The sequence below is a fragment of the Bradyrhizobium sp. CCBAU 45321 genome, assembly GCF_028128975.1.
Lineage (GTDB): Bacteria > Pseudomonadota > Alphaproteobacteria > Rhizobiales > Xanthobacteraceae > Bradyrhizobium > Bradyrhizobium yuanmingense.
The window spans coordinates 191,518-205,953 of record NZ_LFKZ01000015.1 but is presented as its reverse complement, the minus strand read 5'-3'; the positions used below and the strand labels follow the sequence as shown (position 1 = coordinate 205,953).

Below are 14,436 nucleotides of genomic sequence, written 5' to 3'. Positions count from 1 at the left end.
GTGGAGGAAAAGGGCGCGCGGATGCTCAAGGAGTTCCGCGAGTTCGCCATGAAGGGCAACGTCGTCGATCTCGCGGTCGGCGTCATCATCGGCGCGGCCTTCGGCGGCATCGTCACCTCGCTGGTGGGTGACGTCATCATGCCGATCGTCGGCGCCGTCACCGGTGGCCTCGACTTCTCGAACTACTTCATCCCCTTGTCGAAGGCGGTCACCGCCACCAACTTGGCGGATGCGAAAAAGCAAGGCGCCGTCCTTGCTTACGGCAGCTTCCTGACGCTGACGATCAACTTCATCATCGTCGCTTTCGTGCTGTTCCTGGTGATCCGCGCCATGAACACCTTGAAGCGCAAGGAGGAGGCGGCACCCGCTGCTCCGCCCAAGCCGACGGCCGAGGTCGAGTTGCTGACCGAGATCCGCGATCTCCTCAAGAAGTGACGCGCCCACTTCATCCGAACTGTTAGAATCCGAGCGCATCTCGATCAGGTTTGCCCGTCATGGCCGATAAGAACGAACGTCCGATCAAGGTGATGGCGGAAAATCGCAAGGCGCGCTTCAACTACGCCATCGAGGACACGATCGAGGCGGGCATTGCGCTGACCGGCACCGAGGTCAAGTCGATCCGCAACGGCAAGAGCACGATCGCGGAATCATATGCCGATTCCAAGAACGGCGAGATCTGGCTGATCAACGCCACCATTCCCGAATATCTCCAAGGCAACCGCTTCAACCATGAGCCGAAGCGGCCGCGAAAGCTGCTGCTCCACCGCCGCCAGATCAACAAGCTGATCGGCGCGGTCGACCGCGAGGGCATGACGCTGATCCCGCTCAAGCTTTACTTCAACGAGCGCGGCCGGGCCAAGCTGCAGCTGGCGATTGCGAAGGGCAAGAAGCTGCACGACAAGCGCGAGTCCGAGAAGAAGCGCGACTGGAGCCGGGAGAAGGGCCGGCTGCTGCGGGCGAGGGGATGACGAGATGAATCAACGGAACCTGCTCGAGGTCGACTGGAGCCAGATTCCCGCGCCTTCCGACGATGGCGCCGCCGCGCATCTTGAGGGCATGACGTTGCCGCCGATCGGCCTGCTCGCGACCGACGACACGTCGGTCACCCTGTCGGCGCTGCGCGGCCGCACCGTGGTGTTCGCCTATCCCCGCACCGGTGAGCCCGGCAAGATCGCGCTGGTCGACGATTGGGACATGATCCCCGGAGCGCGCGGCTGCACGCCCCAGACCTGCGCCTTTCGCGATCTCTACGCCGAGCTGAAGGCCGCCGGCGCCTCGCACGTATTCGGTCTCTCGACCCAAAGCAACGACTATCAGATCGAGATGGCCTCGCGCCTGCATCTGCCGTTCCCGGTGCTCTCGGACGAGAAGCTGGCGCTGACGCGCGCTTTGAACTTGCCGACCATGGAGGTCGCGGGCCTGACGCTGATCAAGCGCCTCGCGCTTGTTATCGACGACGCCAGGATCACGCACGTGTTCTATCCGGTGTTTCCACCCGACCGGAACGCCGGCGACGTGCTGGCCTGGCTCAAGGCGAATCGCGTCAATAAAGCGCGATGCGATTAGGGTGAATCGTCATCGGGCTTTAGCTTATTGTTTGAGCATGATCTTTTCGGAAAACCGCTACACACTTTTCCGGATCATGCTCTAGCTAATCGAGATCCGCCTTCACCTTCGCGAACACGGATCTGAACATGTCTGGCGTCAGCACGCCGGTGTTCGTGTTGTAGCGGGAGCAGTGATAGCTGTCGTAGAGCCTGAACGCGCCAGCCTGATGCACCGCGCCGTGGCCGAAGGGAGCTTGCGAGGCCTTCAAATTCAGCGGCTTGAGCACGCTGTCGTGCGCAATTCGCCCGAGCGCGACGATCGCGCGCAGCTTCGGCATCGTCGCCAGATTGGCCACGAGAAACTGGCGGCAGGTGTTGATCTCGATCGGCAGCGGCTTGTTCTGCGGCGGCACGCAATGCACGGCATTGGCGATCCGGCAGTCGACGAGTTTTAGGCCGTCGTCGGGACGCGCCTGATAGGTGCCCCGGGCAAAGCCGTATTCGATCAGCGTGGCATAGAGCAGGTCGCCAGCATAATCGCCCGTGAACGGCCGCCCCGTGCGGTTGGCGCCCTGCATTCCCGGGGCGAGGCCCACGATCAGGAGGCGGGCCTTGATGTCGCCGAAGGGCGCAACCGGCGCATTGTGCCACGATGGCTCGCGCGCGCGGTTCGCCTCGCGGAAGGCGACCAGGCGCGGACAGAGCGGGCAGTCACGGTCGGGAACGATTGTGAGAGGCTGGCGGCTTGACCGGGCCGCCTCACTCCTCGAAGTCGTCATCGCCCCTCGGCGCCGTCGTGGTCGCGCGCTGGAGGAATTGCGGGGCGTGGTGGCGTTCACCACGCTCGCCGCGGTCACGCGGGGCGGGGCGCTCGGACGGATCGCGGCCGAGCTTGGATTGCAGCTCGACGAGGTCGGTGAAGACGTCGGCCTGGCGGCGCAGCTCGTCGGCGATCATCGGCGGCTGGCTGGCGATGGTGGAGACCACCGTGACCCGCACGCCGCGGCGCTGGACGGCCTCCACCAGGGAGCGGAAGTCGCCGTCACCCGAGAACAGCACCATCTGGTCGATGTGCTCGGCGAGCTCCATGGCGTCGACGGCGAGCTCGATGTCCATGTTGCCCTTGACCTTGCGGCGGCCGGAGGCGTCGATGAATTCCTTGGTCGCCTTGGTGACGACCGTGTAGCCGTTGTAATCCAGCCAGTCGATCAGCGGGCGGATCGAGGAGTATTCCTGGTCTTCGATGATGGCGGTGTAATAGAACGCCCGCAATAACGTCCCGCGGCTCTGAAACTCCTTCAGCAGGCGCTTGTAGTCGATATCGAAGCCGAGGGTTTTCGCCGTCGCGTAGAGATTGGCCCCGTCGATGAAGAGCGCGATCTTGTTGGTAGAAGAAGGTGACATTCAGTTTGCTCGCGTAGCGTTCGTGATTGATCGTTTTTTGTTGGCGCGGCGACAACAGGCCGCGCAGTTCTAGAGTGCCGCAGAAACCCGTCGAAACCGCAAATCCGGAGAAGTCGGGGCAATCAAGGTATAGTTATGGCGGACTTGCATACACCCCGGGGGCGCCCCCAACGGCAGCCCGGAAAACCACCCGTCCCAGCCCCAATGTGGGGGTAGCAGAGCGGTTTGGCGAGGCCAAATCACAAAATGGTCTTGCGAAACCGTCCCGCCCCCTATAACTAGCCCCAATCATCCACATAATTCGTCCCACCCACAACGGAGCGACAGTCCATGGCTCGCGTCACCGTAGAAGATTGTATCGACAAGGTCGACAACCGGTTTGACTTGGTCCTGCTGGCCGCCCACCGTGCCCGCATGATTTCATCCGGTTCACAACTAACGGTTGACCGCGATAACGACAAGAACCCTGTTGTGTCTTTGCGTGAAATTGCCGAGACGACGATCTCGCCGGAGGACCTCCGCGAGGAGCTGGTCCACTCGCTGCAGAAGTTCGTCGAGGTGGACGAGCCCGAGCCGGATACGGTGCCGCTGATCGGTTCCGCGGGGGCAAGCGTCGATGCCGACGACACCGAGGTCGCCGTGGAGCGCATGACCGAAGAGGAGCTGCTGAAGGGCCTGGAAGGCCTCGCGCCTCCCGAGGAGCAGCCCGAGGAAGACGAGTAATTCCTCCATCGCGATCATCTTCTTCTTGTGATCATATCAAAGGCCCGAACGATCGTTCGGGCCTTTGCTTTTGTTGACCTTTTCGTGGTTACCATAGCGCTGCGGTCGGCGCTTGGCCCTGTCACTGAATTGATCGGACACGAGCGCGATCGGAGTTAGGATGTATGCAACGGGCCGGTTCAAGCCCGTTTGAAGGCAGGACGGCATGGTATATCGGCGCCGCAGATCCACGCAGATGCAGGCCGCAACCGAATCGGTTGCCGTGGCCCCGACTGCGCCGGTCGCGCGCCCCGCCAGGCCTCGCGCCCGGATGATGCGTCAATATGACCTCGTCGAGCGCGTCAGGTCCTACAACCCCAACACCAACGAAGACCTGCTGAACCGTGCCTACGTCTACGCCATGAAGGCCCACGGCTCGCAGACCCGCGCCTCGGGCGATCCGTATTTCTCGCACCCGCTCGAGGTGGCGGCGATTCTCACCGACCTCAAGCTCGACGACGCCACCATCGTGGCGGCGCTGCTGCACGACACGATCGAGGACACCGAGGCGACGCGGGCCGAGATCGACCAGATCTTCGGACCTGAAATCGGCGCGCTGGTCGAGGGGCTGACCAAGCTGAAGCGGCTCGAGCTGGTCTCGCGCGAGGCCAAGCAGGCCGAGAACCTGCGCAAATTGTTGCTGGCCATTGCCGACGATGTCCGCGTGCTTCTGGTCAAGCTCGCCGACCGCCTGCACAACATGCGCACGCTGGACTTCGTGCCGACGGAATCGCGCCGGCGCATCGCCGAGGAGACGCTCGACATCTACGCGCCGCTGGCGGGGCGCATGGGCATGCAGGAAATGCGCGAGGAGCTGGAGGATCTGTCCTTCCGCACCCTCGATCCCGAAGCCTATTCGGTGGTGATGCAGCGGCTCGACGCGCTGGCTGAGCGCAACCGCAACCTGATCGGCGAGATCGAGGACCAGCTCTCCAACAATCTGCGTCACCGGGGCTTGGGGGCGCGGGTCTATGGCCGGCGCAAGAAGCCGTTCTCGATCTGGACCAAGATGGAGCGCAAGTCGGTCGGCTTCGAGCAATTGTCCGACATCTTCGGCTTCCGCCTCGTCGTCAGCGACGTCGAGGCCTGCTATCGCGCGCTCGGGATCGTCCACACCACCTGGCCGGTCGTGCCCGGACGCTTCAAGGACTATATCTCGACGCCGAAGCAGAACGACTATCGCTCGATCCACACCACGGTGATCGGCCCCGGCAACCAGCGCGTCGAGCTGCAGATCCGCACCGAGGCGATGGACCAGATCGCCGAGCGCGGCATCGCCGCGCACGTCTTCTACAAGGAGGGCGTGGGTTCGCCGACCGAATTCCTCAAGCGCGAGTCCAACGCGTTCGCCTGGCTGCGCCACACCATCGGCATCCTCTCGGAAAGCGCGAACCCGGAGGAATTCCTCGAGCACACCAAGCTCGAGCTGTTCCACGACCAGGTGTTCTGCTTCACCCCGAAGGGCAAGCTGATCGCGCTGCCGCGCCATGCCAACGTGATCGACTTCGCCTATGCGGTGCATACCGACGTCGGCAACAGCGCGGTGGGCTGCAAGATCAACGGCAAGTTCGCGCCGCTGTCCTCGGAGCTTCAGAACGGCGACGAGGTCGAGGTGCTGACCTCGGAGGCGCAGTCCGCGCCGCCGTCGGCCTGGGAAACGCTCGCCGTCACCGGCAAGGCGCGCGCCGCGATCCGCCGCGCCACGCGCACCGCGGTACGCGATCAATATGTCGGGCTCGGCCGGCGCATCGTCGAGCGCCTGTTCGAGCGCGCCAAGATTGAATACGCCGACGACAAGCTCAAGGGCGCGCTGCCGCGGCTCGCGCGCACCTCGATCGAGGACGTCATGGCGGCGGTCGGGCGCGGCGAGATCAAGGCCTCCCACGTCGCGCGCGCGATGTACCCCGACTATAAGGAGGAACGCATCGCGCGCTACGGCGTCAAGAAGGGGCTTGCGGCCAAGCTCAAGGAGAAGGGGGTCTCCGAGCCAGCGCGCAGCCCGGTCGCGATCCCGATCCGCGGCATCAATTCCGACCTTCCGGTGAAGTTCGCGCCGAACGGAGGCGCCGTCCCCGGCGATCGCATTGTCGGCATCGTCACGCCGGGCGAGGGCATCACGATCTATCCGATCCAGGCGCCGGCCCTGAAGGATTTCGAGGAGGAGCCGGAGCGCTGGCTCGACGTCCGCTGGGACATCGAGGATTCCGCGCCGCAGCGCTTCCCGGCCCGCATCAAGGTCGAGAACGTCAACGAGCCCGGCGCGCTGGCGCAGATCGCGACCGTGATCGCCGAGCACGACGGCAACATCGACAATATCAGCATGCAGCGCCGCTCGCCCGATTTCACGGAGACGACGATCGATCTCGAAGTCTACGACTTGAAGCACCTCAGCGCGATCCTGGCCCAGCTGCGCGCGAAGGCGGTCGTCGCCAAAGTCGAACGTGTTAATGGATAGGCGCATCTCGCATGCGCCGCTCCCTCTGATTTCGCGAGTTCTGAAATGCCCGCACCTCCGCTCCGCCTCGGCGTCAATATCGATCACGTTGCAACCGTGCGTAACGCGCGCGGCGGCCGCCATCCCGATCCGGTGCGCGCCGCGCTGCTCGCGATCGAGGCCGGCGCCGACGGCATCACCGCACATTTGCGCGAGGACCGCCGGCACATCCGCGACGAGGACATGGCGCGCCTGAAGGCGGAGATCTCCAAGCCGCTCAATTTCGAGATGGCCGCGACGGACGACATGATGCGGATCTCGCTCGCCACCAAGCCGCACGCGGTGTGCCTGGTGCCGGAGCGGCGCCAGGAGGTGACGACCGAAGGCGGGTTGGACGTGGTCGGCCAGCACAACGCGCTCGCGCCCTATATCGCGCGGCTGAGCGAAGCCGGCATCCGCGTCTCGCTGTTCATTGCGGCCGATCCCGCCCAGATCGAGATGGCGGCACGGCTGCGCGCCCCCGTGATCGAGATCCACACCGGTGCCTGGTGCGATGCCGTCGTCGACGGCCACACCGACAAGGCCGAGGCCGAATGGCAGCGGATCGTGGCCGGGGTGAAGCTGGCGAAGGACGCCGAACTTGAGGTTCACGCCGGCCACGGGCTGGACTATGCGACGGCGGAGAAGATCGCGAGCTTGCCCGAAATCATGGAGCTGAACATCGGCTATTACATGATCGGCGAGGCGCTGTTCGTGGGGCTGGCCGAGACCGTGCGCAGCATGCGCGCGGCGATGGATCGTGGCCGGAGCCGGGCATGATCATCGGCATCGGCTCCGACCTGATCGACATCACCCGCGTCGCCAAGGTGATCGAGCGCCACGGCGAGCGTTTTCTCGACCGAATCTTCACCGCGGCCGAGCGGGCCAAGGCGGAACGGCGCGCCAAGAACGAGAAGATGGTGGTGGCGACCTACGCCAAGCGCTTCGCCGCCAAGGAGGCCTGCTCCAAGGCACTCGGCACCGGCATCAGGCGCGGCGTCTGGTGGCGCGACATGGGGGTGGTCAACCTGCCGGGCGGGCGGCCGACCATGCAGCTGACCGGCGGCGCGCTGGCGCGGCTCCAGGCCCTGACGCCGGAGGGGTTCGAGGCGCGGATCGACCTTTCGATCACCGACGACTGGCCGCTGGCGCAGGCCTTTGTCGTCATTTCCGCCGTCCCGCTGCCGAAACCTTGATCGCGGCTCGGGCGTTTTGTGTTTTTCTTTGTAAATCAATATCTTAATCAGTTTTGATGCGATCCTTGATTGCGTGGCCTCCGACAACCGTCTAAAAGTCCGCGAACGCAAATCAGCCTGGGCGAATTCGGCTTTACGCCGGAATTGGCCCTCACTATCAGAATCAGGACAATCTCCTTGCGCCGCGAACCGGTGGGCCGTTCGCGGGAGGAGGGCGCTCTATGATCGCCGGCCGGAATTGAGAGAGCAATGAGCGTGACTTCGGGAACGAAAACTGAGAGCGGCGTCGGCGAAACGATCCGGGTCGTCATTCATGCTCTCCTGATCGCGCTCGTGATCCGCACCTTCCTGTTTCAGCCCTTCAACATCCCGTCCGGCTCGATGAAGGCGACGCTGCTGGTCGGCGACTATCTGTTCGTCTCGAAATATTCCTACGGCTACAGCCATTATTCGATTCCGTTCTCGCCGCCGCTGTTCTCCGGGCGGATCTGGGGCTCGGACCCCGCTCGTGGCGACATCGTCGTGTTTCGCCTGCCGAAGGACGATTCCACCGACTACATCAAGCGCGTGATCGGGCTTCCTGGCGACCGTGTCCAGATGCGGGACGGGCTGCTCTACATCAACGATACGCCCGTCGAGCGGCAGCGCATGAGCGAATATGTCGGCGAGGACCCTTGCGGCTCGGAAGGCGGCGGCATCTCCCGGGTGAAGCGCTGGAAGGAGACGCTGCCGAACGGCGTGTCCTATGAGACGCTGGATTGCGCCGACAACGGCTACATGGACAACACCAACGTCTACACCGTCCCGGCCGGCCACTTCTTCATGATGGGTGACAACCGCGACAACTCCACCGATAGCCGCTTTCTCGGCCAGGTCGGCTACGTCCCGCAGGAGCACTTGATCGGCCGCGCCCAGATGATCTTCTTCTCCATCGCTGAAGGCGAGCACGCCTGGATGCTCTGGCGCTGGCCGTGGGCGGTGCGCTGGAATCGGTTCTTCAAAATCGTCCGATGAAAGACGAAGCCAAGGACATCGCGATCCAACCGACCGAGGCGCAAGCCGCTCCCGAGGGCGAAGCTGCGGCGAAGGCGCCTGCCAAGAAGAAACGGCCGCGGAGCAGCAAGGCCAAGGGCACGAATGCCAACGCGGCGCTCGAGGCGCGGATCGGCCACAGCTTCGCCGATCCAAATATGCTGATGCAGGCGATCACGCATGTCTCGGCCCTGAAGTCCGGGCGCAAGCGAGGCGACAGCTATCAGCGGCTGGAATTCCTCGGCGACCACGTGCTCGGGCTCGTCGTCTCCGACATGCTGTATCACGCCTTCCCGAACGCAGATGAGGGCGAGCTGTCCAAGCGGCTTGCCGAGCTCGTGCGCAAGGAGAGCTGCGCGGACGTCGCCAAGTCGCTCGGTCTCGTCGACGACATCAAGCTGGGCTCGGTCGGCTCCAGTGCCGATGCCCGCCTGCGCAAATCCATCCTCGGCGACATCTGCGAGGCCGTGATCGGCGCCATCTACCTCGACGGCGGCCATGCGGCGGCAGCTGAATTCGTCAAGCGCAACTGGACCGAGCGGATGCACAAGCCGCGCCGGCCCTTGCGCGATCCCAAGACCGTGCTGCAGGAATGGGCGCAAGGCAAGGGACTGCCGACGCCTGTCTATCGCGAGGTCGAGCGCACCGGCCCGCATCACGATCCGCAGTTCCGTGTCGCCGTCGATCTGCCGGGCCTGGCCCCGGCCGAGGGTATCGGCGGCAGCAAGCGCGCGGCAGAGAAAGTGGCAGCGTCAGTGATGATCGAACGCGAAGGCGTCGGCGGCAGCAATGACGGTTGAAGCAAGCGGCGGGGCACCCGGCGCGACGCGCTGCGGCTTCGTCGCGCTGATCGGCGCCCCGAATGTCGGCAAGTCGACGCTGGTCAACGCGCTGGTCGGCGCCAAGGTCACGATCGTCTCACGCAAGGTGCAGACCACGCGCGCGCTGATCCGCGGCATCGTCATCGAGAACAACGCGCAAATCATCCTGGTCGACACGCCCGGCATCTTCTCGCCCAAGCGCCGGCTCGACCGCGCTATGGTCTCGACGGCCTGGAGCGGGGCGCATGATGCCGATCTGGTCTGCGTGCTGCTCGATGCGAAGACCGGGATCGACGAGGAGGCGGAGGCGATCCTCGCCAAGGCCGCCAGCGTCAATCACGACAAGATCCTCGTCATCAACAAGGTCGATCTGGTCCAGCGCGAGAAGCTGTTGGCGCTGGCGCAGGCCGCCAACGAGCGCATGACGTTCGCAAGGACCTTCATGATCGCGGCGATCTCGGGTGACGGCGTCGACGACATCCGCAAGACGCTCGCGGACATGGTGCCGCCTGGTCCGTTCCTCTACCCTGAGGACCAGATGTCGGACGCGCCGATGCGGCAGCTTGCGGCCGAGATCACGCGCGAGAAGATCTATCAAAAGCTGCACCAGGAATTGCCGTACCAGTCCACGGTCGAGACCGACAAGTGGGAGGAGCGCAAGGATCATTCGGTGCGGATCGAGCAGACGATCTACGTCGAGCGCGAAAGCCAGCGCAAGATCGTGCTCGGCAAGGGCGGCGCCACCATCAAGTCGATCGGCGCCGACTCGCGGAAAGAGCTGATGCAGATCCTGGACGTGCCGGTGCACCTGTTCCTGTTCGTCAAAGTACGAGAGAACTGGGGCGACGATCCCGATCGCTATCGCGAGATGGGCCTGGACTTCCCAAAAGAATAGCCAAGAATAGATCGGCATTCGATGAGCCTACCTACCAACGTCCAGCGCTTCGAAGCGCTGCTCTATGCATCGTTGATGCTGGACGCCGTCTCGGTCGCTGTGCAGGACCGCACGCCCAGTGCCGCGGTGACCGAGCAGATGATCATGACCGGGACGCTGCTCGCCGGCGGCATGATCCTCCTGCTGCTCTATTTCGTCCGGATGGCCGCGCATCATCGCAAGAACTGGCCACGTTGGGTGCTGGCGGCGGCCCTCGTGTTGTCGGTGATCTCGCTCGGCCAGATCATCGGCGAGAAGGGCCTGGAGCTCGACAGCGCCATCGAGATCGTCTCCTGCGCGCTGACGACGATGGGCTTGTATTTCTCCTTCAGCGGCGACGCGCAGGGTTGGTTCAACGCGTGAGATGTTGCGCAGTGCTGTAGGGTGGGCAAAGGCGCGCCCTTGCGGGCCGTGCCCACCGCAATCAATTGACGCCCGGTCGATCAAATTGGTGGGCACGCTTCGCTTTGCCCACCCTACAATCGCTGGAATGGGCTACACTTCCCACCATGGAATGGACCGACGAAGGCATCGTGCTGGGCGTCCGGCGGCATGGCGAATCAAGCGCCATCGTCGAGCTGTTGACGCGCGCGCATGGCCGGCATCTCGGCCTCGTCCGCGGTGGCGCCGGCTCGCGGATGCGGCCGCTGCTGCAGCCGGGGAACAGCGTCAGTGCGGTGTGGCGGGCGCGGCTCGACGAGCATCTGGGCACCTATGCGATCGAGGGATTGAAGCTGCGCGCGGCAACGCTGCTGGCATCGTCCCACGGCGTCTATGGCGTCACCCATCTCGCCTCGATCGCGCGGCTGCTGCCGGAGCGCGATCCGCATGAGGACATCTTTGCGCTGCTCGAACATTCGCTCGACGATTTCGACGACATCGGCAGCGCGGCCGTGCACCTGATCCATTTCGAGCTGGCGATGCTCGCCGAGCTGGGCTTCGGCCTGGCGCTGGACAATTGCGCGGTGACCGGCGAGACCACGAACCTGATCTATGTCTCGCCAAAATCCGGCGGCGCGGTATCGCGCGGAGCGGGCGAGCCGTGGCGCGACCGGCTGTTGCGCCTGCCGCCATTCCTGCGCAAGGGCGAAACGGCGGGCGATCTCACCGAGCAAGATCTCCAGGACGGTTTTCGGCTCACCGGCCTGTTCCTGCTCCGCCACGTGCTGGAGCCGCGCGGCCAAGGCCATTCCGATGCGCGGGCCGGCTTCATCAACGCCCTGATGCGGCAGCAGGCGAGAGCGGCGATCCCGGCGCCATGACGGAATAGCTGGCCAGCCTTGCCCAGCAGCATGCAGTTCCCTGGAACGAAATCGGCCTGAGCGGATTGGCCGTCAGGTTCCACATCGGGGGACAGCCCAAATGTTGATCAAGGGATTCGCCTTGTCCGCGACGCTGCTTGCGTTCGCGCCCGACGCCATGGCCGGTGAGCCGCAGCCCGGGGCGTTTCGCCGGGCCTCGTGCACGGTGGTGCGGTACTATGTGGCGAAATATTCCGCTGCCGCCGCAGAGACATGGGCGCGGTCCAAGGGGGCAACCGATGCCGAGATCGAGGCCGCCCGCCGTTGCCTGACCAATGCGCCGGCGCCTGCGCAAACACCTGGTCCGGCCCCAACCCAGACCGTCACAGCCGGCTGGGCAGGCTAGTACGCCGCCCACAGGGAACCATTCGATCCTTGCCCGATTCGCTTCCACGGTTTAACCGGGCGGCATGGGAAAACGAATCGTTCCGCCGGAAGAACCGGCTGAAATCCACGAGGTGCCGCTGCGTGAGGCGCTGGAAGAGCGCTATCTCGCTTATGCCCTCTCCACCATCATGCACCGTGCGCTGCCGGACGCGCGCGACGGCCTGAAGCCGGTGCACCGGCGCATCCTCTACGGCATGCGCCTGCTCAGGCTCGACCCCGGCACGGCCTTCAAGAAATCGGCCAAGATCGTCGGCGACGTGATGGGCTCGTTCCATCCGCACGGCGACCAGGCGATCTACGACGCCATGGTGCGCCTCGCGCAGGATTTCTCCTCGCGCTATCCGCTGGTCGACGGCCAGGGCAATTTCGGCAATATCGACGGCGATAACCCCGCCGCCTATCGTTACACCGAAGCGCGCATGACCGACGTCGCGCGGCTTCTGCTCGAGGGCATCGACGAGGACGGCGTCGAATTCCGCGCCAATTACGACGGCCAGTCGAAAGAGCCCATCGTGCTGCCCGGCGGCTTCCCGAACCTGCTCGCCAATGGTGCGCAGGGCATCGCGGTCGGCATGGCGACCTCGATCCCGCCGCACAACGCCGCCGAGCTGTGCGATGCCGCGCTGCACCTGATCGAGAAGCCCGACGCGAAGTCGAAGGCACTCTTGAAGTGGGTCAAGGGCCCGGACTTCCCGACCGGCGGCATCATCGTCGATTCCAAGCAGGCGATCGCGGAGGCCTACACCACCGGCCGCGGCTCGTTCCGCGTTCGGGCGCGGTGGACGCAGGAGGAGGGTTCGCGCGGCACCTGGGTGGTCGTCGTCACCGAGATTCCGTTCCTGGTGCAGAAGTCGCGCCTCATCGAAAAGGTCGCCGAGCTGCTCGACCAGAAGAAGCTGCCGCTGGTCGGCGACATCAGGGACGAGTCGGCCGAAGACGTCCGCATCGTGATCGAGCCAAAGTCGAAGAACGTCGATCCGGCCCTGATGATGGAATCGCTGTTCCGCCTCACCGAGCTCGAAAACAAGATTCCGCTGAACCTCAACGTCCTGATCAAGGGGCGCATTCCCAAGGTCGTGGGGCTCGCGGAGTGCTTGCGCGAATGGCTCGACCATCTGCGCGACGTGCTGATCCGCCGCAGCAACTACCGCAAGGCGCAGATCGAGCACCGGCTGGAAGTGCTCGGCGGCTTCCTGATCGCCTATCTGAACATCGACAAGGTGATCAGGATCATCCGCACCGAGGATGAGCCGAAGCCCGAGCTGATGAAGGTGTTCAAGCTCACCGAGGTACAGGCGGAAGCCATCCTCAACATGCGCCTGCGCTCCTTGCGCAAGCTCGAGGAGATGGAGATCCGTACCGAGGACAAGAACCTCCGCGCCGAGCTCAAGGGCATCAATGCGGTGCTCGCCTCCGAGCCGGAGCAGTGGAAGAAGGTCGGCGAGCAGGTCGGCAAGGTCCGAGACATGTTCGGGCCGAAGACGCCGCTCGGCAAGCGCCGCACCACCTTCGCGGATGCGCCCGAGCACGACCTCGCCGCGATCGAGGAGGCCTTCGTCGAGCGCGAGCCGGTGACGGTGGTCGTCTCCGACAAGGGCTGGATCCGCACGATGAAGGGCCATGTCGAGGATCTCTCGGGCCTCGCCTTCAAGCAGGACGACAAGCTCGGCTTCGCCTTCTTCGCCGAGACGACCTCGAAGCTGCTGTTGTTCGCCACCAACGGCAAGTTCTACTCGCTCGACGTTGCGAAGCTGCCGGGCGGCCGCGGCCATGGCGAGCCGATCCGCCTGTTCATCGACCTCGAGCAGGAGGCCGCGCCCGTCGCGCTGTTCGTCAACAAGGGTGGCCGCAAATTCCTGGTCGCCAGCCACGAGGGCCAGGGTTTTGTGGTCAACGAGGACGATTGCGTCGGCACCACCAAGAAGGGCAAGCAGGTCCTCAACGTGGACATGCCAAACGAGGCCCGCGCGATCACCGAGGTGACGGGCGACACCGTCGCCGTCATCGGCGAGAACCGCAAGATGCTGGTCTTCCCGCTCGACCAGGTGCCGGAAATGGCCCGCGGCCGCGGCGTGCGCCTGCAGAAATACAAGGACGGCGGCCTGTCCGACGTTGCGGTATTCGACGCCAAGGCGGGCCTGACCTGGAAGGATTCCGCAGGACGCGAATTCTCCGCGACCATGAAGGAGCTGGCGGAGTGGCAAGGCACCCGCGCCGACGCCGGCCGCCTGCCGCCGAAGGGCTTCCCGAAGTCGAACAAGTTCGGCCGGGTGATCGGGTAGGGCACTCTGGTGTCCCGGATGCGCTGCAACGCATCTTGCGTTGCTGCGCAGAGCCGGACCCACGCTGCACGGATTGCTCGGCGACATGGGCCCCGGCTCAGCAGCGCACCGTCGAAGTGACGCTGCGCTGCGTCCGGGGCACGAGAGTGTTGTGCACTCTGCTTCCCCACCATCATTGCGAGCGCAGCGAAGCAATCCAGAATCCCACCGCGGAGACACTCTGGATTGCTTCGCTGCGCTCGCAATGACGAGGTGCGATAGCGCCGCTCACCAACTTAAAAGTGTGAATCCTGCAAA

Annotated in this window: 16 protein-coding genes; 14 read left to right on the top strand and 2 right to left on the bottom strand. The window is 64.5% G+C overall.

What is annotated here, in order from left to right:
• Positions 1–21: 21 nt before the first annotated feature.
• From mscL to ACM43_RS03770, 3 genes are read left to right on the top strand one after another with little or no spacing between them, the layout of a single operon-like run.
• Positions 22–435: a large conductance mechanosensitive channel protein MscL gene (gene mscL / locus ACM43_RS03780; RefSeq protein WP_109145774.1), complete on the top strand. Its 414-nt coding sequence runs from the start codon at positions 22–24 to the stop codon at positions 433–435.
• A gap of 59 nt (positions 436–494) precedes the next feature.
• A complete protein-coding gene (gene smpB, locus ACM43_RS03775; protein WP_128265290.1) occupies positions 495–968 on the top strand; it encodes an SsrA-binding protein SmpB in 474 nt (157 codons plus the stop codon).
• Positions 969–972: 4 nt separating this feature from the next.
• A complete protein-coding gene (locus ACM43_RS03770; protein ID WP_271538103.1) occupies positions 973–1,566 on the top strand; it encodes a peroxiredoxin in 594 nt (197 codons plus the stop codon).
• A gap of 85 nt (positions 1,567–1,651) precedes the next feature.
• Here ACM43_RS03770 and ACM43_RS03765 read toward each other — a convergent pair whose 3' ends face one another.
• Both ACM43_RS03765 and ACM43_RS03760 read right to left on the bottom strand, forming a co-directional pair.
• Complete coding sequence (locus tag ACM43_RS03765) at positions 1,652–2,326, bottom strand: uracil-DNA glycosylase (RefSeq protein WP_036025518.1); 675 nt, start codon at positions 2,324–2,326, stop codon at positions 1,652–1,654.
• The gene (locus tag ACM43_RS03760; protein WP_157287358.1) at positions 2,307–2,951 is read right to left on the bottom strand and encodes a LabA-like NYN domain-containing protein; all 645 of its coding nucleotides are present in this window, start codon (positions 2,949–2,951) and stop codon (positions 2,307–2,309) included. The genes ACM43_RS03765 and ACM43_RS03760 overlap by 20 nt, the downstream gene beginning before the upstream one ends.
• Positions 2,952–3,281: 330 nt before the next feature.
• Between ACM43_RS03760 and rpoZ the strand changes: the two genes are divergently transcribed.
• From rpoZ to parC, 11 genes are all read left to right on the top strand, one after another.
• Positions 3,282–3,674, top strand: a complete 393-nt coding sequence (gene rpoZ / locus ACM43_RS03755; RefSeq protein ID WP_007603391.1) for a DNA-directed RNA polymerase subunit omega — start codon at positions 3,282–3,284, stop codon at positions 3,672–3,674.
• Positions 3,675–3,879: 205 nt separating this feature from the next.
• The gene (locus tag ACM43_RS03750; protein WP_271538102.1) at positions 3,880–6,168 is read left to right on the top strand and encodes a RelA/SpoT family protein; all 2,289 of its coding nucleotides are present in this window, start codon (positions 3,880–3,882) and stop codon (positions 6,166–6,168) included.
• Positions 6,169–6,213: 45 nt separating this feature from the next.
• Positions 6,214–6,966 carry a pyridoxine 5'-phosphate synthase gene (locus ACM43_RS03745; protein ID WP_157287360.1) on the top strand — a complete coding sequence of 251 codons (753 nt, stop codon included), beginning with the start codon at positions 6,214–6,216 and terminating at the stop codon, positions 6,964–6,966.
• Positions 6,963–7,382 carry a holo-ACP synthase gene (gene acpS, locus ACM43_RS03740; protein ID WP_025036721.1) on the top strand — a complete coding sequence of 140 codons (420 nt, stop codon included), beginning with the start codon at positions 6,963–6,965 and terminating at the stop codon, positions 7,380–7,382. Before ACM43_RS03745 ends, acpS begins: the two co-directional genes overlap by 4 nt.
• A gap of 249 nt (positions 7,383–7,631) precedes the next feature.
• The gene (gene lepB / locus ACM43_RS03735; RefSeq protein ID WP_036015031.1) at positions 7,632–8,396 is read left to right on the top strand and encodes a signal peptidase I; all 765 of its coding nucleotides are present in this window, start codon (positions 7,632–7,634) and stop codon (positions 8,394–8,396) included.
• A complete protein-coding gene (gene rnc, locus ACM43_RS03730) occupies positions 8,393–9,214 on the top strand; it encodes a ribonuclease III (protein ID WP_271538101.1) in 822 nt (273 codons plus the stop codon). Before lepB ends, rnc begins: the two co-directional genes overlap by 4 nt.
• A complete protein-coding gene (gene era / locus ACM43_RS03725) occupies positions 9,204–10,130 on the top strand; it encodes a GTPase Era (protein ID WP_271538100.1) in 927 nt (308 codons plus the stop codon). The genes rnc and era overlap by 11 nt, the downstream gene beginning before the upstream one ends.
• A gap of 21 nt (positions 10,131–10,151) precedes the next feature.
• Positions 10,152–10,532, top strand: coding sequence for a hypothetical protein (locus ACM43_RS03720; protein WP_271538099.1), 381 nt, complete (start codon positions 10,152–10,154; stop codon positions 10,530–10,532).
• Between the two features lie 146 nt (positions 10,533–10,678).
• Positions 10,679–11,431 carry a DNA repair protein RecO gene (recO, locus tag ACM43_RS03715; RefSeq protein WP_271538098.1) on the top strand — a complete coding sequence of 251 codons (753 nt, stop codon included), beginning with the start codon at positions 10,679–10,681 and terminating at the stop codon, positions 11,429–11,431.
• Between the two features lie 100 nt (positions 11,432–11,531).
• Positions 11,532–11,816 (top strand): hypothetical protein, encoded by a 285-nt coding sequence (locus ACM43_RS03710; RefSeq protein WP_271538097.1) that lies wholly within the window; start codon positions 11,532–11,534, stop codon positions 11,814–11,816.
• Between the two features lie 64 nt (positions 11,817–11,880).
• The gene (gene parC, locus ACM43_RS03705) at positions 11,881–14,139 is read left to right on the top strand and encodes a DNA topoisomerase IV subunit A (RefSeq protein ID WP_271538096.1); all 2,259 of its coding nucleotides are present in this window, start codon (positions 11,881–11,883) and stop codon (positions 14,137–14,139) included.
• Positions 14,140–14,436: the final 297 nt, after the last annotated feature.

What these genes read in the sequence shown, in the direction of transcription:
- ACM43_RS03750 (WP_271538102.1), top strand. Translation starts at nt 3,880, where the DNA reads ATGGTATATCGGCGCCGCAGATCCACGCAGATGCAGGCCGCAACCGAA.
- ACM43_RS03745 (WP_157287360.1), top strand. Translation starts at nt 6,214, where the DNA reads ATGCCCGCACCTCCGCTCCGCCTCGGCGTCAATATCGATCACGTTGCA.
- recO (WP_271538098.1), top strand. Translation starts at nt 10,679, where the DNA reads ATGGAATGGACCGACGAAGGCATCGTGCTGGGCGTCCGGCGGCATGGC.
- parC (WP_271538096.1), top strand. Translation starts at nt 11,881, where the DNA reads ATGGGAAAACGAATCGTTCCGCCGGAAGAACCGGCTGAAATCCACGAG.
- ACM43_RS03760 (WP_157287358.1), bottom strand. Translation starts at nt 2,951, where the DNA reads ATGTCACCTTCTTCTACCAACAAGATCGCGCTCTTCATCGACGGGGCC.
- ACM43_RS03770 (WP_271538103.1), top strand. Translation starts at nt 973, where the DNA reads ATGAATCAACGGAACCTGCTCGAGGTCGACTGGAGCCAGATTCCCGCG.
- acpS (WP_025036721.1), top strand. Translation starts at nt 6,963, where the DNA reads ATGATCATCGGCATCGGCTCCGACCTGATCGACATCACCCGCGTCGCC.
- ACM43_RS03720 (WP_271538099.1), top strand. Translation starts at nt 10,152, where the DNA reads ATGAGCCTACCTACCAACGTCCAGCGCTTCGAAGCGCTGCTCTATGCA.
- smpB (WP_128265290.1), top strand. Translation starts at nt 495, where the DNA reads ATGGCCGATAAGAACGAACGTCCGATCAAGGTGATGGCGGAAAATCGC.
- ACM43_RS03710 (WP_271538097.1), top strand. Translation starts at nt 11,532, where the DNA reads ATGTTGATCAAGGGATTCGCCTTGTCCGCGACGCTGCTTGCGTTCGCG.
- rpoZ (WP_007603391.1), top strand. Translation starts at nt 3,282, where the DNA reads ATGGCTCGCGTCACCGTAGAAGATTGTATCGACAAGGTCGACAACCGG.
- era (WP_271538100.1), top strand. Translation starts at nt 9,204, where the DNA reads ATGACGGTTGAAGCAAGCGGCGGGGCACCCGGCGCGACGCGCTGCGGC.
- mscL (WP_109145774.1), top strand. Translation starts at nt 22, where the DNA reads ATGCTCAAGGAGTTCCGCGAGTTCGCCATGAAGGGCAACGTCGTCGAT.
- rnc (WP_271538101.1), top strand. Translation starts at nt 8,393, where the DNA reads ATGAAAGACGAAGCCAAGGACATCGCGATCCAACCGACCGAGGCGCAA.
- ACM43_RS03765 (WP_036025518.1), bottom strand. Translation starts at nt 2,326, where the DNA reads ATGACGACTTCGAGGAGTGAGGCGGCCCGGTCAAGCCGCCAGCCTCTC.
- lepB (WP_036015031.1), top strand. Translation starts at nt 7,632, where the DNA reads ATGAGCGTGACTTCGGGAACGAAAACTGAGAGCGGCGTCGGCGAAACG.